The 21,963-nt window shown below is 73.8% G+C and carries 20 protein-coding genes and 1 pseudogene; 8 read left to right on the plus strand and 13 right to left on the minus strand.

Annotated features, from left to right (window positions below; all coding sequences use genetic code 11):
* Positions 1-70 precede the first annotated feature (70 nt).
* Both CP982_RS04520 and CP982_RS04525 read left to right on the plus strand, forming a co-directional pair.
* Positions 71-1,618 carry an FAD-dependent oxidoreductase gene (locus CP982_RS04520; RefSeq protein WP_150509283.1) on the plus strand — a complete coding sequence of 516 codons (1,548 nt, stop codon included), beginning with the start codon at positions 71-73 and terminating at the stop codon, positions 1,616-1,618.
* A gap of 174 nt (positions 1,619-1,792) precedes the next feature.
* On the plus strand, positions 1,793-2,548 hold the full coding sequence (locus CP982_RS04525; protein ID WP_150509284.1) for a calcium-binding protein: 756 nt from the start codon (positions 1,793-1,795) through the stop codon (positions 2,546-2,548).
* A 28-nt stretch (positions 2,549-2,576) separates the two neighbouring features.
* Here CP982_RS04525 and CP982_RS04530 read toward each other — a convergent pair whose 3' ends face one another.
* Entirely contained in the window at positions 2,577-4,085 is a 1,509-nt protein-coding gene (locus CP982_RS04530) for an amidase (RefSeq protein ID WP_221514616.1), read from the minus strand.
* Between the two features lie 93 nt (positions 4,086-4,178).
* Positions 4,179-5,039 carry a helix-turn-helix transcriptional regulator gene (locus tag CP982_RS04535; protein ID WP_229878843.1) on the minus strand — a complete coding sequence of 287 codons (861 nt, stop codon included), beginning with the start codon at positions 5,037-5,039 and terminating at the stop codon, positions 4,179-4,181.
* Between the two features lie 87 nt (positions 5,040-5,126).
* Between CP982_RS04535 and CP982_RS04540 the strand changes: the two genes are divergently transcribed.
* On the plus strand, positions 5,127-5,918 hold the full coding sequence (locus CP982_RS04540; RefSeq protein WP_229878844.1) for an SDR family NAD(P)-dependent oxidoreductase: 792 nt from the start codon (positions 5,127-5,129) through the stop codon (positions 5,916-5,918).
* A 17-nt stretch (positions 5,919-5,935) separates the two neighbouring features.
* Here the strand turns inward: CP982_RS04540 and CP982_RS04545 are convergent, their stop codons facing one another.
* On the minus strand, positions 5,936-7,369 hold the full coding sequence (locus CP982_RS04545; RefSeq protein WP_150509287.1) for a PepSY-associated TM helix domain-containing protein: 1,434 nt from the start codon (positions 7,367-7,369) through the stop codon (positions 5,936-5,938).
* 314 nt (positions 7,370-7,683) lie between these two features.
* Between CP982_RS04545 and CP982_RS41555 the strand changes: the two genes are divergently transcribed.
* Positions 7,684-8,211, plus strand: a complete 528-nt coding sequence (locus tag CP982_RS41555) for a luciferase domain-containing protein (RefSeq protein ID WP_170316357.1) — start codon at positions 7,684-7,686, stop codon at positions 8,209-8,211.
* 31 nt (positions 8,212-8,242) lie between these two features.
* Here the strand turns inward: CP982_RS41555 and CP982_RS04555 are convergent, their stop codons facing one another.
* Together CP982_RS04555 and CP982_RS04560 are read right to left on the minus strand one after the other, a co-directional pair.
* Positions 8,243-8,803 (minus strand): GNAT family N-acetyltransferase, encoded by a 561-nt coding sequence (locus CP982_RS04555; RefSeq protein WP_150515306.1) that lies wholly within the window; start codon positions 8,801-8,803, stop codon positions 8,243-8,245.
* A gap of 13 nt (positions 8,804-8,816) precedes the next feature.
* Positions 8,817-10,052 carry an SGNH/GDSL hydrolase family protein gene (locus CP982_RS04560; RefSeq protein WP_150509288.1) on the minus strand — a complete coding sequence of 412 codons (1,236 nt, stop codon included), beginning with the start codon at positions 10,050-10,052 and terminating at the stop codon, positions 8,817-8,819.
* 216 nt (positions 10,053-10,268) lie between these two features.
* Here CP982_RS04560 and CP982_RS04565 point away from each other — a divergent pair, with 216 nt between their 5' ends.
* Complete coding sequence (locus CP982_RS04565) at positions 10,269-10,469, plus strand: hypothetical protein (protein WP_170316616.1); 201 nt, start codon at positions 10,269-10,271, stop codon at positions 10,467-10,469.
* A 108-nt stretch (positions 10,470-10,577) separates the two neighbouring features.
* Here the strand turns inward: CP982_RS04565 and CP982_RS04570 are convergent, their stop codons facing one another.
* A complete protein-coding gene (locus CP982_RS04570) occupies positions 10,578-11,555 on the minus strand; it encodes a DMT family transporter (RefSeq protein WP_150515308.1) in 978 nt (325 codons plus the stop codon).
* Positions 11,556-11,654: 99 nt separating this feature from the next.
* Here CP982_RS04570 and CP982_RS04575 point away from each other — a divergent pair, with 99 nt between their 5' ends.
* On the plus strand, positions 11,655-12,617 hold the full coding sequence (locus CP982_RS04575) for a LysR family transcriptional regulator (protein WP_150509289.1): 963 nt from the start codon (positions 11,655-11,657) through the stop codon (positions 12,615-12,617).
* A gap of 69 nt (positions 12,618-12,686) precedes the next feature.
* Complete coding sequence (locus CP982_RS04580; protein ID WP_150509290.1) at positions 12,687-14,831, plus strand: FG-GAP repeat domain-containing protein; 2,145 nt, start codon at positions 12,687-12,689, stop codon at positions 14,829-14,831.
* A gap of 39 nt (positions 14,832-14,870) precedes the next feature.
* Here CP982_RS04580 and CP982_RS04585 read toward each other — a convergent pair whose 3' ends face one another.
* Both CP982_RS04585 and CP982_RS04590 read right to left on the minus strand, forming a co-directional pair.
* Positions 14,871-15,794 carry a glycoside hydrolase family 16 protein gene (locus CP982_RS04585; RefSeq protein ID WP_150509291.1) on the minus strand — a complete coding sequence of 308 codons (924 nt, stop codon included), beginning with the start codon at positions 15,792-15,794 and terminating at the stop codon, positions 14,871-14,873.
* A 547-nt stretch (positions 15,795-16,341) separates the two neighbouring features.
* On the minus strand, positions 16,342-16,611 hold the full coding sequence (locus CP982_RS04590; RefSeq protein WP_150509292.1) for an MDR/zinc-dependent alcohol dehydrogenase-like family protein: 270 nt from the start codon (positions 16,609-16,611) through the stop codon (positions 16,342-16,344).
* A gap of 109 nt (positions 16,612-16,720) precedes the next feature.
* On the opposite strand from CP982_RS04590, the gene CP982_RS04595 reads away from it, so the two are divergent.
* On the plus strand, positions 16,721-17,698 hold the full coding sequence (locus tag CP982_RS04595) for an MsnO8 family LLM class oxidoreductase (protein WP_150509293.1): 978 nt from the start codon (positions 16,721-16,723) through the stop codon (positions 17,696-17,698).
* Positions 17,699-17,771: 73 nt separating this feature from the next.
* Here the strand turns inward: CP982_RS04595 and CP982_RS04600 are convergent, their stop codons facing one another.
* The 5 genes and pseudogenes from CP982_RS04600 to CP982_RS04620 form a co-directional block, all read right to left on the minus strand.
* Positions 17,772-18,167: a hypothetical protein gene (locus CP982_RS04600; protein WP_150509294.1), complete on the minus strand. Its 396-nt coding sequence runs from the start codon at positions 18,165-18,167 to the stop codon at positions 17,772-17,774.
* Between the two features lie 131 nt (positions 18,168-18,298).
* Positions 18,299-18,994: pseudogene (locus tag CP982_RS04605) on the minus strand (dioxygenase family protein); the annotation flags it as partial.
* Positions 18,995-19,034: 40 nt separating this feature from the next.
* Complete coding sequence (locus tag CP982_RS04610) at positions 19,035-19,991, minus strand: AraC family transcriptional regulator (protein WP_150509296.1); 957 nt, start codon at positions 19,989-19,991, stop codon at positions 19,035-19,037.
* A gap of 250 nt (positions 19,992-20,241) precedes the next feature.
* Entirely contained in the window at positions 20,242-20,946 is a 705-nt protein-coding gene (gene fabG / locus CP982_RS04615; protein WP_150509297.1) for a 3-oxoacyl-ACP reductase FabG, read from the minus strand.
* A gap of 75 nt (positions 20,947-21,021) precedes the next feature.
* Positions 21,022-21,840: a helix-turn-helix domain-containing protein gene (locus tag CP982_RS04620; RefSeq protein ID WP_150509298.1), complete on the minus strand. Its 819-nt coding sequence runs from the start codon at positions 21,838-21,840 to the stop codon at positions 21,022-21,024.
* Positions 21,841-21,963: the final 123 nt, after the last annotated feature.

The raw sequence follows: 21,963 nt of genomic DNA on the forward strand, positions 1-21,963 counted from the left end.
CACGCTCCCGGCCGCCGCGCGCTCCCCCGAGCCGCGGCGGCGCCCGCCCCGGCTCCGAAAGGGGAACTGCATGGAACGCTCCGCGGTTGTCGACGAGTCGTACTGGCTGGCCTCCACGCCGCGAACCCACTATCCGGCCCCCGACAAGGACGTGACGGCCGACGTCGCGGTCGTCGGCGGCGGCATCGCCGGGCTTTGCACGGCCTGGGACCTGGTCCGCTCCGGTCTCGACGTGGTCCTCCTGGAGGCGGACCGGATCGCCGCGGGCGTGAGCGGCTACACGACGGCCAAGCTCAGCGCCGCGCACGGGCTCGTCTACGCGCCCCTCGAAGCCAAGCAGGGCGCCGACGCCGCGCGCCTCTACGCCCTCTCCCAGCAGGACGCGGTCGAGCGGACCGCGGAGCTGTGCGCGGACCTCCGTATCGACGCGGATCTGGAGCGCGCCCCCGCCTTCACCTACCTCCAGGACCCCGCACGCGTTCCCGAGCTCCAGGAGGAGGCCGCGGCGGCACGGCGGGCCGGACTCGACGCCTCCTTCGTGACCGACACCGAACTCCCCTTCGCCATCGCGGGCGCGGTCCGCGTCGACGGTCAACTCCAGTTCCATCCACGGAAGTTCCTGCTCGCCCTGGCCGAGCACCTCACCAGGGCCGGAGGACGCGTCTTCGAGCGCGCCCGGGTCACCGGCCTTCACGACAGCCACCGCTGCCGCCTCACCACCGAGACCGGCGCCACCGTGCGGACGCGCGACGTGGTCATCGCCACGCACTACCCGGTCTTCGACCGCACCCTGCTCTTCACCCGGCTCACCCCCCGCCGGGAACTGGTGCTCGCGGCGCCGGTGCCGTCGGCCGCGGCCCCCGCGGGCATGTACCTCACGCCGGAGGGCGGGGTCCGTTCGCTGCGCAGCGCGCCGTACGACGAGGAGCGGCGCCTCGCCATCGTCACCGGGGAGTCCTTCACCCCGGGGACGGGCGACGTGTCGGAGCGCTTCGACCGGCTCGACTCCTGGGCGCGCGCCCACGTGCCGCACTTCGACCGGGCGGACAGCGGCTACCGCTGGGCGGCGCAGGACAACGACTCCCTCGACCACGTGCCGTACGTGGGCCACGCCCACCCCGGCACCCAGCACGTCTACGTCGCCACCGGCTTCGGCGGCTGGGGCATGAGCAACGGCGTCATGGCGGGCCGCCTGCTCAGCGCCCACATCACCGGCGCGCCACGGCCCGCCTGGACCGAGCTGTACGATCCGCGCCGACTGCCGCCGATCCGCGACGCGGGCCGCCTCGCCGCCCACCAGGCGGCCGTGGCCAAGCACTTCGTCGGCGACCGGCTGCACACCGGCCACGTCGACTCGGTCGGCGACATCTCGCCCGGCAACGGAGCCGTCGTACGCCTGGACGGCCGACGCTGCGCCGTCCACCGCGACGCGAGCGGACAGGTCAGCGCGCTCTCCGCGCGCTGCACCCACCTCGGCTGTCTGGTGCACTTCAACGACGCCGAGCAGGCCTGGGAATGCCCCTGCCACGGCTCCCGCTTCGCGACGGACGGCTCGGTCCTGCACGGCCCCGCCACCCGGCCCCTCGAACCGCGCGAGGTCCCGGACCCGCCCGCCTGACGGCCACCGCCCCGGCGCTCCGGCCGCTCGCACACCACCCCCGCGAAAGGTTGTACGCGACGCACGTGGCGATCACCACGGTGATGAAGATGCGGTGAAGACCGTAAGGTCACCTCGTTCACATCTGTCGCCGGGAAGCACACGCGTCCCGGCACCATCCGTGGGGGACCAGTCATGCAACACCGCACTCGCATCGCCGTGTTCGGCTCCGTGCTCGCCGCGGCCGCCGTGGGCTTCACCGCCCCCGGGGCCGTGGCCGCCGCGCCCGAGGGCATCACGATCACGAAGGTCACGGTGAACGACGGCAAGCCGGTCGCGCTCGGCACCACCGCGGGCAAGACCTTCAAGGTCTCGATGACGGCGGACACCGACTCCGCGATCACCGAGTCCGACATCACCCTGTTCGGCCCGGACTCGAACCTGGCGCAGCCGCAGACCACCCCCAAGTGCACCACCGAGGGCACGAAGGCGACCTGCACGGGGACGTTCACGATCGACCCCGACGTCGACTTCTACGACAACAAGCCCGCGGGCACGTGGTACGTCAACCCCCTGCTGGTCTCCGACACCGACAGCATCTACGCGGAGAAGGCCGGGAAGTTCAACCTCCAGCGCGAGTCGAAGCTGACGGTCAACGCCTCGCCCGAGCCGATCAAGAAGGGCAAGACGCTGACCGTCACCGGCGCCCTGACCCGCGCCAACTGGGAGACCCACAAGTACTCCGGCTACACCGGCCAGTCGGTGACCCTGGAGTACAAGAAGAAGGGCGCCAGCGCCTACACCGCGGTCAAGACCGTCAAGACCGACAACAAGGGCAACCTGAAGACCACGGTCAAGGCCTCGGCCGACGGCTACTACCGCTACAGCTTCGCGGGCACCTCCACCGCCGGCGCCGTCAAGGCCGCGGGCGACTACGTCGACGTGCGTTGATCACTTCGCCGTAGCCACCGCGCCACCGCTACAGGGTCGGCCGCTCCTGAGCCCAGGGAGCGGCCGATTCCAGTTGTCCGGCGAGGGCGAGCAGCAGCCCCTCGCTGCCCAGCGGGCCGCCGAACTGCACGCCCAGGGGCAGACCGTCAGGCGTGCGGTACAGCGGGACCGACATCGCGGGGCGGCCCGTGATGTTGGCGAGCTGCGTGAACGGGTTGGGCGCGAGGTTCTGGACGACGCTCCGCTTCCACAGCCCGGTCCTGCTGAACCGGCCCGCCACGCCCGCCTTGAGCAGCGCCTTGCCGACCTGCCGGGTCAGCCAGGGCGTGTCGAGCTCCCCGATCCGCACCGGCGGCCGGGCGAGCGTCGGGGTGAGCAGCACGTCGTACGTCTGGTGGAACGCGGCCAGTTGACGGGCGTAGGTGTTCCAACGCGCGTGCCGTACGGAGTGCTCCACGGCGCCGACCGCGCGGCCCGCGGCCGCGATGAGGTGGGTGTCGAGCTCGAACTGGTCGTCGCCCGCGCCGGTCCTGTGCTTCAGCTCGGCCAGCGCCGCCGCGTTCTCCACCGCGTACATGGTCATGAAGTCGTCGGCCATGCGCAGGCCGTCGACGGCGGGCTCCGCCTCCTCCACCTCGTGGCCGAGGCCGGTCAGGAGCTTGACGGCCGCGTCGACGGCTTCGACGGCTTCGCGGGCCACCGGGGTGCCGATCGGCGAGCGGGTGCTCACTCCGACGCGCAGCCTCCGCGGGGTGCGCCGGGCCAGTTCGGCATAGGGCTCCTCGGGGCGGGCCGCGAGGTACGGGCCGCCCGGGTCGGGGTGCGCGGTGAGGACGTCGAGCAGGGCCGCGCTGTCGCGCACCGTACGGGAGACGACGCCGTCGGTCGCCGCGCCCGCGAGCAGCTCCCCGTACGCGGGGCCCGCGGGCACCAGGCCGCGCCCCGGCTTGAGGCCGAACAGGCCGCAGCACGCGGCGGGTATGCGGATCGAGCCGCCGCCGTCGTTGGCGCCCGCGGCCGGGACGATGCCCGCGGCGACGGCGGCCGCGGAGCCCCCGGACGAACCGCCCGGCGTGCGGCCGAGGTCCCAGGGGTTGCGCGTCGCCCCGTTGGCCTCGGGCTCGGTGACGCTCTTGATGCCGAACTCGGGGGTGTTCGTCTGCCCGAAGACGACGAGCCCGGCGTCGAGCCACCGCCGCACGGCCTCGCTGTGGCGCGCCGCGACGAGCCCCTGGGCCGCGCGGGAGCCGCGCCCCGTCGGCCGCCCTTCGTAGTCCTGCATCAAGTCCTTGATCAGGAACGGGACTCCGGCGAAGGGTCCGGTGAGTTCGTCCGCGGCGCGCTCGCGCGCGACGCCCGGCATCGGGCGGACGATGGCGTTGATCTTGCCGTTGACGGCCTCGGCGCGCGCCAGGGCCGCTTCGAGGAGCTCGGCCGGTGACGCGTCACCCCGCGCCACCAACTCGGCGAGCCCGACCGCGTCGTACTGCTTGTAGTCCTCGTAGTCCACCGCGCACCCCACCTGACTTGGCGTCATAGATCCCCGGGAGGGTAGATCGTCGGCGCCGCGGGCGGCAACGGGGCCGAACAGGCCCCGTGACGACGGCCGTCACCCCGCGCGGGCGCGGGGTCAGCCGGGCACGCCCATGCTCTGCGTGCCGATCACCGAGAGCAGCCGCAGGGCCTCCGCCGACGGCGAGCCGGGGGCGGCGCTGTAGACGAGGACCCGCTGGTCCCGGTCGGTGAGGTCAAGGACGTCGCCGCGGACGGGGACGGGGCCGACGAGGGGATGGGCGAAGGTCCCGCAGAAGGCGGGCCGGTCGGCCACGTCGTGCGAGGCCCAGATGCGGGTGAACTCCGCGCTGCCCGCGAGGAGTTCCGCGACCAGGCCCGACACCTCCGCGTCGTCGGGGTAGCGGGCCGCGGCGGCGCGCAGCTGCCGGGCCGCGGTCCGGGCGAACTCGTCCGCGTCCGAGAGGCCGTACAGCCGACGGCCGCCCTGGTGCGGACCGAGGTAGGCCCGCCGCACGAGGTTCCGGTCCCGGCGCGGAAGGGCGGAGAAGTCCTCAAGGAGGGCGGCCGCCAGATCGTTCCAGGCAAGGACCTCGTACGTCGCGGAGAGCACGACCGCTGCGGCGTCCGGCATCCGCCGCAGCAGGTCGACGATGCTCGGCCGCACCTCCCGCGACGGACCGGACGGCGTTTCGGGCGGGGCGCCCGCGAGCCGGAGGAGGTGGTCGCGCTCGGCATCCGTCAGGCGCAGCGCACGCGTGAGCTGGGCGAGGACCTCGCGCGAGGGGTGCGGGGCGCGGGCCTGCTCCAGACGCGCGTAGTACTCGGCGGAGATGAACGCCAGCTGCGCCACCTCCTCGCGGCGCAGCCCAGGGGTGCGGCGGCGCGGCCCCGCGGGCAGCCCCACGTCGGCGGGGGTGATGCGCTCCCGCCTGCTGCGCAGGAAGTCGCCGAGCTCTCGTCGTTCACGTTGATCCACACGTCCAGTGTGGACGGAGGCGGCGGTACGCATCCAGGCACTGCCAGTGCCTGGATGAGCGGGGCGGCCGGGCCCAGGCTCGTCGGCATGAACAACACACCGATCACCTCCATCACCACGGCGGGCCTGCTCACCGACAAGGTCGCCCTCATCACCGGTGCCGGTCGCGGCATCGGCGCCGCGGCCGCCCGTCTCTTCGCCCGGGAGGGCGCCCGGGTGGTCCTCGCGGCCCGTACGGAGACCGAGCTCAAGGCCGTGACCGAGGAGATCCGGGCGGCGGGCGGCACCGCGGAGCACGTGGTGTGCGACCTCGCGGACCCGGCGAGCGTCCGTGCCGCCGTCGACCGCTGCGTGGAGCTGTACGGCCGCCTCGACGCGGCCTTCAACAACGGCGCTGCGGGTCAGCGGCCGGGCCCGATGGACCAGCTCTCCGAGGCCGACTTCGACCAGATCGGCGCCGTGAACCTCAAGGGCCCGTGGCTGGCCATGAACGCCGAGGTCGCCGCCATCCGCGCCACCGCGGGACGCGGCGCCATCGTCAACACCTCCAGCGTCGGCAGCCTGATGGCCAACCCGCAGCTGCCCGTGTACGCCGCGACGAAGGGGGCCCTCAACAGCCTCACCGCGTCGGCGGCCGCCACGTACGGACCTGAGGGCATCCGCGTCAACGCCATCGCGCCCGGCACCACGCTCACCGAGATGCTCCAGGAGTGGGACGCGCGGTCCCCCGGCACCATCGACCAGCTCAACTCCCTGACCCCGCTGGGCCGCGCCGCGGAGCCGCGGGAGATCGCCGAGGCCGCCGCCTGGCTCCTCAGCGACCGCTCCTCCTACGTCACCGGCGCGGTCCTGCGGGTCGACGGCGGCATGCGGGCCTGAGCCGACCGGTCGCGGCGCTAGGCCGCCCGCTGACCGGAGGGGTCGCGCCTGCCGCGCCGGTAGGCGATCTCCCCCAGCAGGACGTCGAGCGCCAGGAACGCGGCCAGCGGGATGCCGAGCAGCGGTACGAAGTAGCCGAGCACCGCGATCGCCGCCATCAACGGGACCAGGACGTACGCCGGGACGTGCTGCCAGGCGCCGCGGGGCAGCGGCCGGCCGAACGCGCTGCCGCTGCCACGCAGCCACCACATCCGGTAGCCCCACACGATCAGCAGGACCAGGGCGAGCGCGAGGGCGGCGAGCACGATCTGGTTCGCGAGGCCGAAGAGGGTGCCGGAGTGCGCGTCGATGCCCCAGCGGGTCAGCTTGGCGAGGACCGGGAAGTCGTCGAACCGCAGGACGTCGGTGACCTCGCCGGTACGGGGGTCGATCGCGGCGGAGTCCGCCTTGCCGGGCCAGGTGCGCTCGGTCTGCTTGACGACGTACGCGGAGGAGTCGTCGGCGGGCGGGACGATCTCCACCGGGTTCGTGAGGCCCTTGGCGCGCGCCGCCTTGAGGACGGCGTCGAGGCCGACGTCGTCCGCGCCGCCGGACCTGCCGGTACCGCCGGTGCCGCCGCCGTGCCCGGCGTGCTCTCCCGCGGCCGCCCCGGCCGCGCTCGCCGACACCGCCGGCGTCGTCTGGCCGAGGGCCTCCCGCAGGTCGCCGATGCTCTCGCCCGCGTACGTCGACCAGGTCAGGCCCGTGGCGGAGAGGAAGAACAGCCCTCCGGCCGCCCAGACGCCCACCGAGCCGTGCAGCGAGAGCAGCCGCCGACGGCCCGTCGTGCCGCGCAGCTTGCGCCGGGCCCGGCGGCGCCCGAACCACAGCACGAGGCCGCCGCCCGCGATCACCCACAGCCAGCTCGCGGCGAGTTCGCTGTACAGGCGGCCCGTCTCGCCCAACTGCAGATCGCGGTGGAGCCCGGAGATCCAGGTGCGCAGCGGCAGCGCGCCGCTGGAGCCGTAGCTCTCCTCGGCCCCGCGCACCTCGCCGTTGTACGGGTTCACGAAGACGGCGAGGGTGCGGTCCTCGGCGACGCCCGGCACCCCGGAGAGGAGCACCCGGGTCGTCGCGCCGTCCTCCGCCGACGGGCGCACCGCGGCGACCGTCCCCTTGGGGTGGGCCTTGCGGGCCGCGGCGACCTGCCGCTCGATCGGCAGCTCCCGGTCCCCCACGGGCACCGTCAGCTGATCGGCGTACACGACCTTCTCCGCCGTGTACGAGGCCGCGTAGAGGAAGCCCGTCGCGGCGGCGACGAGCAGGAAGGGCGCGATGAGCACCCCGGCGTAGAAGTGCAGCCGCAGCACCAGCGGGCGCAGCGAGGACCGGACGGACCGCCGGGTGGCGGGCTCCGCCGTGGGGGCGGGCCGCCCGTCGGGCGGGGCGGGGGCAGGGGGTGCGGCGGACATGTCGTGCTCTCCTGGTGCCGGTCAAGTGGTACGAGGTGCTCCGGTGGTGACCGGACCGGTCCATGGGTCGAGCGGGACGAAGGGCGAGTTCCCGAATGCCTATGTGATCTATGACACTCACGTGGGGTCCTGCGGTACGACAACACCGCACGTCGTCGGCACGCGCGGGTGACACGGTCCACCCCCTTCCGCCCCACCGGAAGACACCCATACCCTTGCTGACCTCAGGCGCGACCGCGGCCCGGGCCCCCACAGGAAAGCGGCTCGTGAACAGGGGTAGTTGGCAGGGTGAAATCCGCGCGACGATGGGGCACATGACGGCGGCGCAACGTGCCATGACCCAGCTGGAGTCATGGCCGAACCTCGTGAGCGGCTCTCCCCGATGCGCGGTGGGACGTTCCTTCGGCACACCGGGCACGCCCGCGCGAGCGGGCTACGAACTGATCCACTTCCACTGCGACGACGCGGCGGACGTCTGTCTCACCCGCGCGGCCGTCGACCGGCTGCGGCCGCAGCTGAGACACAGTTCCGCGCTCCGGGTGCGGCCCGGGGCGTCGTGGATCACGGTGCTGCTCGACTGCGACATGGACATCGCGCTCCTGCTCACGCTCGTCAGCGTCGGGCTCAAGGCGCACGACGACGCGCTGGCGGTGGTCATCGGCGAGGGGCAGCGGGGCCCGGCGGCCGACTGCCCCTCTCCCCCGTGCGACTGGGAGGTCCGCGCCAAGCCCGTGGCCCACGCCCCGCTCGCGACGGCGGCGCCCCCGCCGTCCACGGAGGTCCGCCGCGGCCTGCGCGCGACGTGGAAGGCCGTCGGACGGCTCATCCCGCACGGCCACTGAGCCGCGCGGCAGGGGGTGCGGGGCGCCGGGGCTACGCGGTCCCCTTCTCCGCCCGCCACGCGGGCGCGAGCACCGACCAGATCTCTTCGTCGTACCGCACGCCCCGGTACAGGTAGCTCTCCTTGAGCACGCCGTCGCGCGTCATGCCGAGCCGCTTCGCCACGGCGATGCTCGGCGCGTTGCCCGACGAGACCCACCACTCCACGCGGTGGATGCCGCGCTCCTCGACGGCCCAGTCGATCAGGGCGCGCGCCGCTCGGGTGACCAGGCCCCTGCCCGCCGCCTCCGGCTCCAGCCAGCAGCCCGCCTCCGCGGTGCCCTGCCCGATGTCCATCCGGCGCAGGATGACGGCGCCGACGAGCCTGCCGTCCCAGTGGATGCCGCAGATCCGCCCGGCGTCGGCGGCGGCCTTGTCCGCGTACGCCTGGAGGTAGGCCCGGCTCGACGCCAGGTCGGTGATGACGTCCGGCAGGCCGTTGTGCCGCCCGATGAACTCCCGCCCCCGGTCCACGTGCGCGAGGAACTCCTCGGCCTGCCACGGCTCCAGCGGCCGCAGCTCCGCACCGTCGTCACCCAGGGATATCGCGTACATCGTCACCTTCCGCCTACTTGACCGGTCGGGGCGCCGCGAGGAGCGCGAGGTCCACCGCGTCCGCGAGGACCCGGAAGCCCTCGTCGTTGACGTGCAGGCCGTCGCCGCTGCCCAGGTCCGGGTGGATGCGTTCCGGGTCCTGCGGGTCGGCGACGGCGGCCGCGGTGTCGACGTAGGCGTCGAAAGGGCTGTCCGCGCCGCGGATCCAGGCGTTGACCCGGTGGGCGACGGCCTGGCCCGCCGGGCTGTCGTAGCCGTCGAAGATCGTGCCCTTGTAGGGGCCGATGGTCGTGGCGATCGCGGTGAGCCCGGCCGCGTGCAGCCGGTCGGCGAGGGTGGTCAGGCCCGCGATGAGCTCGGCGGCGGAGGGCGGCTCCGCGGGCTCGGGGTGGGCCAGCTGGCCGGGCGTGCCGAGGTCGTTCACGCCGAGGTGGACCAGGACGTGGGTGACGCCGGGCACGGAGAGCACGTCGCGCTCGAGCCGTGCCAGGGCGCTGTCGCCGACCTCGTCGGTGAGGAGGCGGTTGGCGGACAGGCCCTGGTTGACCACCCAGCCCGCGCCTTCGGGCAGGCGCGCGTTCAGCAGGTCGGGGAGGCGGCGGTCGGTGTCGGGCGTGCTGCCGAAGCCCTCGAACCAGGAGTCGCCGAACGCCACGGTGACGGGCGTCCCGGCCGGGGCGAGGACGTCGGCGCCCGTGATGTAGTGCCGCGTCACGAGGAGTTCCAGGCCCTCGGCGCTGTCGAGCGACGCGGCGCCCAGGGCGTTCCCGGGGACGGCGTAGCCGGTGGTGTTCGGCACGGCCGCGTAGGTGCTCAGGCCGGTCTCCTCGGGCAGGTACAGGCTCAGCGCCCACTCCTCGCCCGCGTGCACCACGCGCTCGACGGCGTCGCTGATGACCTCCGCGCCCGGCTCGACGACGACCTCGGCGGCGCCGTCGAACAGCACGGGGGTGTCCGTCGCGGTGTCGACGGCGCTGTGCCGGACGCGCCGCGCCAGACGGGCCCCCGCGATGCGCAGCGGGGTCTTGCCGTACTGGTTGCTCAGCCGTATGCGCAGGGCGCTGCCGCCACCGGCGAGCCGGATGACCTGACGGACGGTCCGGTCGGTGAAACCACGGCGCTCGAAGAGCTCGATGGACTCGTAGGGGCTGAGGACCGCGGAGCGGAAGGCCGCGGTCCAGGCCGTCTTCGAGGAGTGCGGGTACGAGGTGGAGCGGGGGTTCTTCGGAGCCGGTGTCTCTGCGTTCATGATCGACTGAACCGTAGGGGGCGGGGAGATATTTCCGGCCGGAGGAAGTTGAAACTCCTTACAGACAACCCGTTCGTATGATCGTCGGTGACTCCTTGATCCGTTGGGCCGTTGGGTACGACGAGGGGGCCGGAGCAGCCGGTCCGCTCGGGCCGGTGGGTCACACCGGCCGGACGAGGCAAGGAGCAGGTTGTGAACGGCAGTCGGGTGAGGAAGCTGTCCCGCTGGGCGCTGGTGGCCGCGGTGGCCATCGGACCGGTCGTCGTGTCGGCCGGCGCGGCACACGCCGACGAGACGCACCGCGACTCGCACAACGCGCCGGTGGTGGCGCTGATCAACACCGGCCAGATCGACGACCCGATGGAGGACGTCCTGGAGCACACCCTGAACTTCGGGGACGGCTACAAGTGGGACTGACGCCTCGCACGGACTGAGGCATCACTCTGACTGAGGCATCACTCTGACTGACACGTCCTCTGACTGACACGTCCTCTCGCTGACGCGTCACTCCGACTGACGTTCGCGTCAGGGGACGCTCCGCGCATCGGGGCCGGACGGCACAGAAGCCGTCCGGCCTTCGCGCTCCCCGGGGACACCGGCCCCCCGCTCGCCCGGCCCGGTCCGGTGGGCGCGTTCGACGGCCTGACCCCAGTACGTGCCCGCCACCATCAGCGCGGCGCCCACGGCGGCGAAGACCGTGAAGCGCTCCCCGCCGAGGCCGATGCCGACCGCCACCGCCCACACCGGCTCGGTGCCCAGGAGCAGGCTGGCCCGGCTCGCCGAGCTGCGCTGCACCGCCCAGGTCTGCGCGAGGAAGGCGAACACGCTGCAGAACAGGGCGAGATACACGAGCTGCCCCCACACGGCGGCGTCCGCCGAGCCAAGCGCCGGGAGGCCGCTCGCGGCGGGCACCGCGAACACGGCGGAGCCGACGACGGTCTGCACGGTGGTCAGGTGCAGCGGCCGCACCGCACGGCCCGCCGTGAGGCGCCCCACGAGCGCCACGTGCGCCGCCCGCACCACCGCGGCCGCCAGCATCAACAGGTCGCCGCCGCGCAGCCCGTGGAAGCCGCTGCCGGACATCAGCAGGGCGACGGCCAGCAGGCACACGCCGGTCGCGGCGAAGAAGCGCGGCGGCAGCCGCCCCGCGCCGGACGCGCGGTCGAGGAACGGCGTGAGCACGATGGTGAGGCTGATGATCAGGCCCGCGTTGGCCGCGCTGGTGTGCGCGACGCCGTACGTCTCCAGGACCAGGACGGCCGCCTGGGTGAGCCCGAGGATTCCGCCGGCCGTCCACTCGTCCCGGGTGAAGCGCCGGTCCCGGCGCCGCGCGGTGACCAGCGGGAGGCAGACGGCCGCGGACAGCACGTACCGCGCGCACAGCACCACCATGACGGGCAGCACGTCGACGGCCGTCTTCGCGGCCAGGTAGCTGGAGCCCCACACGAGGGCGACGAGCAGCAGGACGGCGTCGGCGCGGCGGGCCGGAAGGGCGAGGTTCACTGACACCCCGCTTACGCTGCCTGTTCGTGATGTTGAAGCCAAGGGCGTGCTTCTTCAGCGATGGTGAAGCATCACTACATCGTTCTCTACGATGTGCCGATGAACGAGCGGCAGTTGCGGATCCTGCGGGAACTCGGCGACCTCGGCAGCGTCACCGCGGCCGCCGAGGCGCTGCTGATGACGCCCTCGGCGGTGTCCCAGCAGCTGCGGCTGCTCCAGCGGGCGATCCCTGTGCCCCTCACCGAGCGCGACGGGCGCCGCCTCGTCCTCACCGACGCCGGGCAGGCGCTCGCCGACGCGGCGGTCGGCGTGGAGAGCGCGCTCGCCCACGCCCGGCACACCATCGACGCGTTCCTCAACGAGCCGGACGGGCCGGTGTCCGTGGCCGCCTTCCACAGCGCGGCCGGGGCGTTCTTCCCGCTGCTGCTCCGCGATCTGGCCGGGCCCGGCCACCCCCGGCTCGCCCTCGCCGACGAGGACGTGGCGCAGGACCGGTTCCCGCTGCTCACCCGGGAGTACGACCTCGTGCTCGCCCACCGTCTGGACCCGGCGCCGCCGTGGCCGCGCTCGGTCGCCGCCACCACGCTGCTGCGCGAACCCCTGGACGTGGCCCTGCCGGTGGGCCATCCGCTGGCCGCCAGGCGCCGACTCACCCCGCACGACGTCGCGGACCAGCCGTGGATCACGGTGCACGACGGCTTCCCGCTCCTCGCCACCATCGACGCCATCGCGACCGCCGCGAACCGGCGGCTCGACATCGTGCACCGCGTGAACGAGTTCACGGTGGTCGCCGAGGCCGTCGCCGCGGGCGGCGGCCTGGCCCTGATGCCCCGCTGGACCACGCGTCCGCACCCCGCCCTGACCCTCAAACCGCTCAGCGGCGTCCACGCCCGGCGCCACATCGACGTGCTCCACCGGCCCGAACGCGCGGCGCGCGGCGCCGTCCGCACGGTGCTCGCCGCCCTGCGCCGTGCCGCCGCGACCGTCCGGGACCGCGACGCCCCACGGGCTCCCCGGGCGTGCCCGCGGCACTGCCCGGAAGAGGCGAGCGAATCCCCGTAAGCGGCACGATCTTGGCTGATATACGCTGCCGCTACTTTCATGGCAGCAATCCCGGGGGGGAACTTTTCCATGACGATGCAGTCGCGCGCGCTGTTGGGCAGCGCGCTCGCACCCGTGCTCGCCCTGGCCGTCGCCGCGCCGAGCGCGCACGCGGCCGAGCCGCAGCCGGTGCCCCGGACGGCCGAGGCCGCTCCGCAAGGGACCGTGGGCCCGTGGACGGCGCCCGCGGAGCTGCCCGGCGTCACCCAGGTCCACGATCTGAAGACGAACCGCGGCGGCACGGTCGTCGGCCTGTTCACACAGGACGGCAAGAGCGTGGTCGCCCTCAGGCCCGCGGGCGGCACCGCCTGGCAGCCCGCCCGGCCCGCCGAGAAGGCCTCCCTCCACCGGACCGACGACGGCTCGATCTCGCTCCTGACGTGGGAGGAGCCCGGCGACGGCGGCCCCGGCACGCTGCGCGTCTCGCGGCTCGGCCCGGACACCACCTCCTTCGGCACGGCCGAGACCGTGCCGACCACGGGGCCGGTGCGGGCCCCCGTCGTGGCGGGCAACGCCGCGGGCCGGACGGCCGTCGCCTGGATGGACGGGGAACGCCGCCTGAGGGTCACGGAGCAGTCGGGCCCCGGCACGGAGTGGACCGCGCCGGTCACCCTCGACCAGCTGCCCGAGCCGATCGAACGACCTGACAACACCTACGACTACAGGCTGCGCGACCTGCGCCTCGCCCTCGCCGCCGACGGTGCCGTCGCGGTCCTGTGGGGCGGCAACAGCTTCTACGACGGCGACGGCGTCGACCCCGACCCGACGGCGTACAAGTGGCACTACAAGTACCTGGAGAAGCCCGCGGGGTCCGGCTCCTGGAGCGCGCCGCGCGATCTGCCGCAGCTCGGCGAGAAGCCCGACCAGGTCACCCTCGCCGCCCACCCGCGGGGCGGCTTCCACCTGCTGTCCCACGGCGCGTACGCCCGCAAGGCCGCGGGGGCGGACTGGGGCACGGCCGAGCCCGTCGGGGTGGGCGCCGACGCCACCCGGCCCGCCGAGCTGCACACGGCCCCGAACGGCGACGTCACCGCCGTCGGCCGCGGCGGCTGGGGCCCCCACGTGGCGACGCTGCACGCCGCCACGGGCCGGTGGACCGAGGCGCGCCTGCTCGACCGCTATGTGGCGGACGACTCCGTGAGCAGCGCGCGCACCGCCACCGGCGCCCTGGTCGTCACGTACGCGCGCAAGCGCTACGCCGCCGGCTCCGTGGTGCGCACCGACTTCGTCACGCAGACGGTCGGCGACCACGGCATCTCCAAGCCGCGGATCCTCAGCACCCCCACGGACGGCCACTACAGCGGCGGCCGCGTGACCGCCGACGGCCAGGGCCGCCCGGTGGCGGTGTGGACCGAGACCGACGGCCAGGGCCGGCGGACGTTCACCGCCACCACGGGCAAGCGCGCCCTGCCCAAGTGGCACGACTTCGCCGACGACGCCAAGGCGGACCTGATCGGCGTCTCCACCACCGGCGCGCTCAACCTGTTCACGCAGGACGGCTCGCCGCGCCCCTTCCAGCTGCGCACCTGGCCGGAGAAGACCCGCCTCGTGCCGTTCGGCGACTTCGACGGCGACCGCTGCAACGACGTCGTGGCGCGGATGCCCGGCGGCGAGACCCGGCTCTACACCCCGGTCTGCGACGGCATGCCGCTGCCCGATTCGCCGTACAAGAAGCTCGCGCGCGACTGGAGCAAGTACGACACGCTCCTCGCCGCGGGCGACCAGACCGGCGACGGCCGCCCGGACCTGCTGGCCCGCGACAAGGCCACCGGGCACGTCTACCTGTACGCGCACGACGGCCGGGACGGCTTCGCCCCGCGGGTGAAGATCCGTTCGTCCTGGACCGGCTACCAGCGGGTCATCGGGGCGGGCGACCTCAACGGCGACGGCATCGGCGACGTCCTCGCCCTCGACAAGTCAGGTGAGCTGTGGCGCTACGACGGCACCCGCGCCGGGCGCCTCAAGGACCGCGTCCGGGTCTTCAAGGACTGGGGCGCCTCCTACAAGGACGTCATCGGCGCCGGTGACGTCAACGGCGACGGCAAGCACGACCTCGTCGCCCGCGACACGTCCAACCGGCTGTGGCTGAACGCCGGTTCCGGCCGGGGCACCTTCGCGGGCCGCACCCAGCTCGGCGAGACGCCGTACTGGAAGCAGTGGGCGTCGATCGGCTAGGACCACACCTCTGCCGGACCGCCGGGGTCGCCGGGTTCGCTACCGGGCTCCCTTCCAGCCGTACGCGTAGGCGGCGACCCAGGTGATCTCCAGCTGCGCGCTGCTGCCGGGCGCCGCCGACGGGCCCTCCAGGGCGCTCTCGTTCTGCAGCACCCAGGACAGCGGGCGGTCCGGCACGTTCCGGGTGTCGCGGCCCACCTGGCGGCCGTCGACGACGAAGCGGACCTGGCCGGGGGTCCACTCGGTGGACACGGTGTGCCACTGGGTCCAGTCGTCGGCACCGTGGTACGTGCCCTGTTCACCGCCGCCGCAGGGGTGGTGAAAGGCGGTCAGGGAGCCCGTCCACTCGCCCTCGGGGTGGTCCATCTCGCAGCCGCCGCCGTAGTGCAGCCACGCCGACTTGTAGCCGGGGGCGGCCTTGGTCACCTTGATGCGGGCGCTGAACTTCCCGTACTTCATCTGCATGACGGCGCGGGGGACCACCGCGGCGGAGTGCACGGGACCGCCGTCGGCGGGCCGCCACATCCGGATCCGCATCCGGCCGTCGCCGTTCGCGGCGGGGCCGACGCTGACGGTGTCCTCCGGGTGGTAGACGCCCGCCACGCTCCGGCCGCGCTGGCGCTCGTTGGCCGTGTCGCGCCAACCGGTGGGGTACGCCCACCAGGTGTTCCGGTACGCGCCGCGGAGCCCGCCGCAGTAGGCGGCGGAGGTGTCGACGTGGTGGTCGCAGTCGCGGAACGCGCCGAGCGGCACCCGGTCGCCGTTGAAGTCCTCCGCAAGGACCTGCCAGTACGGCCCGCAGTCGCCGCGCGGCATCGCGGCCCCCGCGGTGCGGCAGGCGTCCGCGGACCGGGGCGCTCCGTCGGCGCGCGGCAGGCCGAGCAGTCCGGCCAGCAAGGCGACGCCCACGGCGGCGAACAGGGCGGGTCTGCGGCGCCGGTGCGGTGCTGCGTGTGTCCCCATGGCGGTGCGCTTCCTCCTGTCCGCGGGGTGCGGCCCCGGCACGGTGGTGGCGGTGGTGCGCCGGGGAGGAGTGCATCCTTGCCGGACGGGAGGGAGAGCACCATCCCCCGAGACGGCTCATTTCACGCTTGTTTCCCCGCCGATTTCAGGTGCTGGATACACGCGGCGTGCCGGTGCGGACACCCCCGCGACTCCGGTGTGGAGTACACGGACAGCCGGCGGGGGCGCGGCGGCATCCCGCTCCGCGGGGCGGGTACGAGGCGGTGGCGGCGCGCCGCTCCCGGTCGTCAGCGTCGTCGCGGACCACCGTGTCGGCCACGCCGGGCGGCGATCGGAGCGCTCGGCCGCGGTGCGGGCTCCAGCGCGCCGAGCCGTCGCGCGTACGCAGGGCGTACAGGCCGGCGTCGACACCGCTGAGTACCCCGCCCCCTTCGCCGCGGCCGGTCCCGTCCGCGCCGGGCCGCCGGTGCCGAACCTCCACCGCCGCCGTCCGCCGGTCCCCTCGACGGCGTAGACGTCGTGGTCGTCGCCCGGCGCGGACAAGTGCTCAGGGAGTGTCCCCGCGCCAGTCCCACAGCCGTCGCGAACCGGTGCGCGGCCCGTACTCGGCGCGCCCGCCAGGGCCGTACCGGCCGATCTCGGTGTCGAGCAGCGCGCCCTCGGCGAGCTGTCCCTCGGTCCATCCGGTGACGTCGAGGAGCAGACCGTCGAGCGGGCCGCCCACGAGCTCCCGGTAGTCGTGGCCCGGCCGCGGGCCGGGGTCCGGCGCGTCGTGGTCCGCGCCGTACACGCGGCGACGCCGTATCACTTCGTCCATGCCCCGAGCCTCGCATCCGGCACTGACATCGCCAGGGCGGGTGCACAGCGCCCCCGGCCGCGCCCGGCTCGGCGTCTTGGCCGTGCGCGCCCTGGCCTATCGTGACGTCATGATCGATCTGCCCCTCTCCGCGCTCGAGGTCTCCATCGTCGAGGAAGGCGCGACGCCCGCCGACGCGCTGCGCAACTGCCAGTCCGTCGCCGGGGAGTTGGCGCGCCTCGGCTATCACCGGCTCTGGTTCGCCGAGCACCACCACTCCCCCGCCATCGGCGCCTTCCCGCCGGTGCTGCTCGCTGCGGATACCGCCGCGACCACCGCCGCGATACGGGTCGGCTCGGGCGGCGTGCTCGCCCCCAACCACGCCCCGCTCACCGTCGCCGAGCAGTTCGCCACCCTCGCGGCCCTGCACCCCGGCCGGGTCGACCTCGGCATCGGCCGGGGCCCCGGCACCTTCCACGAGCCCACGGCCCGCGCGCTGCGCCGGGGCGCCGAGCCCGCCACCGACGGGGACTACCGCGCGGACGTCGAGGCCATCCTCGGCTTCCTCGGCGAGGTGCACTTCGGCGAACTGCCCGAGCCGTGGCTGCTCGCCTCCAGCGACGCCGGGGCCGAGCTGGCCGCGTCGCTCGGTCTTCCGGTCGCCTTCGCCCACCACATCCGGCCCGACAACACCCCGCGCGCCCTTGAGCGTTACCGGGCCGCCTTCCGCCCGTCCCGCTGGAGCGCGGCCCCGCGGGTCCTCGTGTGCGTCGAGGCCGTCTGTGCCGACACCGAGGAGCAGGCCGCCGCGCTCGCCCGGCCGATGGACGTCATCAAGGCGGGGCTGCTGGGCGGCCGCTCCGAGACGGCCTTCCCCACCCCGGCCACCGCGGCCGGGCACGAGTTCGGCGAGCGGGACGGCGCGGCCGTGGCCGCGTTCGTCGCCCAGCAGGCCCGCGGCACCAAGGAGTCGATCGCCCCGCAGCTCACCCGGATCGCCGAGGCCACGGGCGCGGACGAGCTGATGCTGGTCACCCCGGTCTTCGACCCGGCCGCCCGCGTACGCTCCTTCGAGCTCATAGCGGAGCTGCGCGCGGAAGCCGGGTAGGTCTGTCGCCGGGGGCTGATCCGTGCAGACCGGTGGCGGGGCCCGGGGCGCCCGGGCCCCGCCACCGGAGTCATCAGAAGTGGACCTCCGCGCAGGCACGGCCGCGGGACTCCATGCGGCCGCCCACGTGCTCCCAGCCCTCGGCGCACAGCACGGCGCCGTTGGGCAGATCCCGGTGGACGGGCACCGTGAACTTCTGGTGGTAGCCCCAGAAGCCCGTGGCGCTGTTCTGGTCGATGCCACCGCCCCAGATGTGGAAGTGACCGGAGAAGTCACCGTTCCACGTGGTCGCGGCCTGCACCGTCTCCACGCGCAGACCGCTGCCGTCCACACGGATGCAGGTCCGCTGGTTGCAGCCCGACGCGCCGGCGAACGCCGACGGCGCGGCGGCCGTCACGGCCGCCCCCAGGCAGACGAACGTCGTCACCGTCCGCACCAGCCACCGCGCCTTCGCACCCATACCGTTCACGTGCCACCTCTCTGAAAGTCGTCAGCCGTACCGAAAAGGCGTGACGATCTTGGCAGTGACGGTGGGCGGGACCGGCGCTCCCGCGCGCCGGTCCACCCTGACGGGGGATCAGGGCCCTTCGGCCGTGCCTACTGCGGCACGTTCAGGACGAAGTCGAACTCGGCCTCCTTGGTGTTGCCGACGTCCCGTACGTTCATGAGGAGCCGGGAGTCGAAGATGGGGTCGGTGTTGTTGCGGGGCTCGTTGGGGAAGTAGAGCTGGGTCGTGAGGACGGGGCGGCCGGGGGCCTGGAGCTTCACGTGGATGTGCCGGGTCCGCCCCGGGTACAGGCCGGGGAAGACCGTGGTGAGGGCGAAGGCTCCCTGCGCGTTGGTGAACTGGTGCCCGCGCATCTTGTAGCCGACGTTGTCGTACGCGCCCCTGCGGTCGGCCTGCCAGAAGTCCAGGAGCACGTTCGCCAGCGGCTTGCACTTGAGGCCGAAGACGTAGCCGGTCACGGTCAGGCGTATGCCCGTGGTGCCGGCCTCGATGAGCGACGTCCGGCGCGGGGAGTTGGGCTTGAAGTACGGCCCCTCGGTCTGCGGCGGGGTCGGGTCGTCGCCGTCGTCGCAGGACGGGGTCAGCTCCAGAGGCGCGCTGCCGCTCGCCTTGTCGCGGGCGAGGGCGGGGGCCGCCGCCATCGTCACCGGTACCGCGATGCCCGCGGCCAGGGCCGCCCGTAGCACCGTCTTGCGGCTCGGGCCCGGACGCGGGGTGCCCGCGGCGGTGCCGTCGCCGTCCACGGGCTCGCCCGCGTCGTGCCCGTTCACGTGGGTGTCGCCGTCCATCGCTCCTCCTGGGGGTGGGGGGATCGGATCGGCTATGAAGCTATGCGGAGGGCCGGGTCCGGGCGATGGACGGAATGCGGTGGTCGTGGTGAATATCACCACCGCCGCGGCGGAAGTCGCCGGGACTCGTCCCGGTCTCGCGGCGGAAGAACCGGCAGAAGTAGGCGGGATCGGTGAATCCGACCCGGTCCGCGACCTGGCGCACCGTCAGTTCGGTGCGGACGAGGAGCCGCTTGGCCTCGTGGGCGCGGGCCTGGCGCAGGAGTTCGCCGGGGGTGCGGCCCATGGCCGTCTTCACCGCCTCGTTCAGATAGCTCACGGAGACGCCGAGCCGGGCGGCGCATTCGCGCACCGACCACAGCGGGCTTTCGGACGTGTCCACGAGCGTGACGAAGTCGGCGGCGACCGAGGCCGGGCGGGCGGGCGCCGCCCGGTGCGCGGCCCGCTCCGGCGCGAGGAGACGCGCGGCGCGCACGACGAGGATGTGCAGCAGCGCCTGCAGCACGCTGGGGAAGTCCTCGGCCCCGGTGCGGTACTCGTGGTCCAGGTCGGCCACCAGACGGTGCGCCCAGGAGGCCTCCGCTTCGGAGAGTTCGAGCCAGGAGCGGCGGCCGAGTCCGCGCAGGGTCTCCTGGTCCCTGGGGTTCTCCAGGAGGAAGTCGTCGGTGAACAGGATCAGACAGCCTTCGAGGTCCCGGGCGCCGTCCCAGTAGTGCACCTGCCCCGGTGCGATGAAGCACAGGTGGGGAGGGCGCAGCGTGAACCGGGTCAGGTCGACGACGTGGCTGCCGGTGCCGCCGGTGACGTACACGATCTCGTGGAAGGTGTGCCGGTGCGGGAAGGAGGCGCGCGACATGGGGCCGATGGTGTCGAAGGTCCCGATCGCGAAGGGCAGCGCGTTCGGCTTCGGCACCTCCAGGCGGTGGATCGGCAGTCCTCCCCGTTCCGGTTCGCTGCCGTTCGCCCGGCCTCCGGGCAAGATGGTGGTCCCGCGCATGCGTACGCTCCTCACCCTGACGCGTCCCGTCGCGGTCTCGCGGGCCTTGTCAGGTCCAGACCAATCGATGGGTCCACGATGTCACGCGGGACGGAGCGTCTCCCACGCATCTCAGGCCAAGTTGCGGCGCAACGAGCTTGGCTGCCGCGGCCACGGCCGTACCCCCGTACCGGTCGTGGCCGCAAGCAGCCGCCCGTGTCCGCGCGGTCGGCGCGACGGAATCAGTGCCGTCGCGCGGACCGCGCGGGGTCTAGTGCCCCATCGCCGCGCCGCCGTCGACCGGGATCACGGCACCGGTGATGTAGGCGGCTTCGGGCGAGGCGACGAACGCCACGGCGGCGGCCACCTCCTCGGGGCGGGCGAGGCGGCCGAGCGGGATCTGCTCGACCAGGCCCGCGCGCTGCTCCTCGGTGAGGGCCTGACTCATGGCGGTCTCGGTCAGGCCCGGCGCCACCACGTTCACGGTGATGCCGCGCGAGCCCAGCTCGCGGGCCAGGGAGCGGGCGAAGCCGACGAGGCCCGCCTTGGACGCGGCGTAGTTGGCCTGACCCGCCTCGCCGCGCAGACCCACGGCCGAGGAGATCACCACGATGCGGCCGCTGCGGGCCCGCAGCATGCCGCGGGTGGCCCGCTTCGCGGCGCGGAAGACACCGGTGAGGTTCGTGTCGATGACGGAGGTGAAGTCCTCCTCCGTCATCCGCATGAGGAGCTTGTCGTTGGCCACGCCCGCGCAGGCCACCAGGACCTCGACCGGCCCCTGCTCCTCCTCGACCCGCTGGAACGCGAGGTCGACCTGGTCGGTGTCCGTGACGTCGCAGCGCACCGCGAGCAGGCCCTCGGGGGGCTCGCCGGTGCGGTAGGTGACGGCGACGCGGTCACCGGCGGCCTGCATCGCGCGGGCGATGGCCAGGCCGATGCCGCGGCTGCCGCCGGTGATCAGTACGGAGCGGGACACTGAGAACCTCTCTGGTCGGGGTGGGGGGATGTGCGGTGGGCGTCGGCGTCGCGCGGAGCGGCGGCCGTCCGCCGGTCAGCCCGCGTGCCGGACCCGGGTCCGGGTGAGCAGGCCGCTCATGGAGGCGGCCGTGTCCATCACCGCATGGACACAGCGGGTGCGGGCGACCGCGCCGCGCAGCTGCCGCCGCGGAGCGACGAGGGCCACCGCGCCCGCCGGCACGGAGCCGCGCCACACGGGTGCGGCTATCGACTCCCACTCCGGCAGCGGCGAGGGCCCCACCGCGTGACCTTGCTCACGGATGCGGTCCAGGGGCGCTCCCGGCGACGACGTGCCGTCGAGGCAGGCCAGGATGGCCAGGCCCGCGGCGTCGGCGTCCAAGGGGGCGCTCCAGAGCCGCCGCAGCGCCGACCGCGGCGCCGCCTCGAGCGCCGCGGCGTGCGCACCGACCGCCCGGTCGATGCAGAACCGCAGTGCGGCACCCACCAGCAACGGAGCGTACAGGAGCGACACTTGCCCGGTACGTGACTGTAGAGTGACGAGTTCAGCACGCAACGCAGGCGAGGTCTGACCGACTTTAGTATCCGTGACCTCATCGACGAGGTGGGTGGATCGGTGCGGTGTCTCCGTCAGCGCGTAGTGGCCCCGAGGACCGCGCTGCTCGACGGCCCCTTCCCTGGCGAGGGCCCGCACATAGCGGTGGGCGGTGGGTGCGGGCAGCTCCGCGCGGGCCGCGACGACCGCCAACGGGTGCGGTCCCGGGCCCAGTTCCCGCAGGGCGCGGAGCACGGCCAGCGTGCGGGCCACCGCACTGCCGGCGTGTTCTCGCACCGCTGTGGCGGCCACCGGTCGCAGCACCGCGCACCCCTCCTCACCGGCACGGCCCGTCGCCATGCCCCGCCTGTTCAGGTCCTGACGCCATTCTCGCGGCCGGACCGGGAGGATCACCAGGCCCTGATTTTTCCGGTCCGGATTTTTCAGGAAGTTCAACTTCCGATGAAAATGTTTCCTACGGAA

The sequence above is a fragment of the Streptomyces spectabilis genome (assembly GCF_008704795.1).
Lineage (GTDB): Bacteria > Actinomycetota > Actinomycetes > Streptomycetales > Streptomycetaceae > Streptomyces > Streptomyces spectabilis.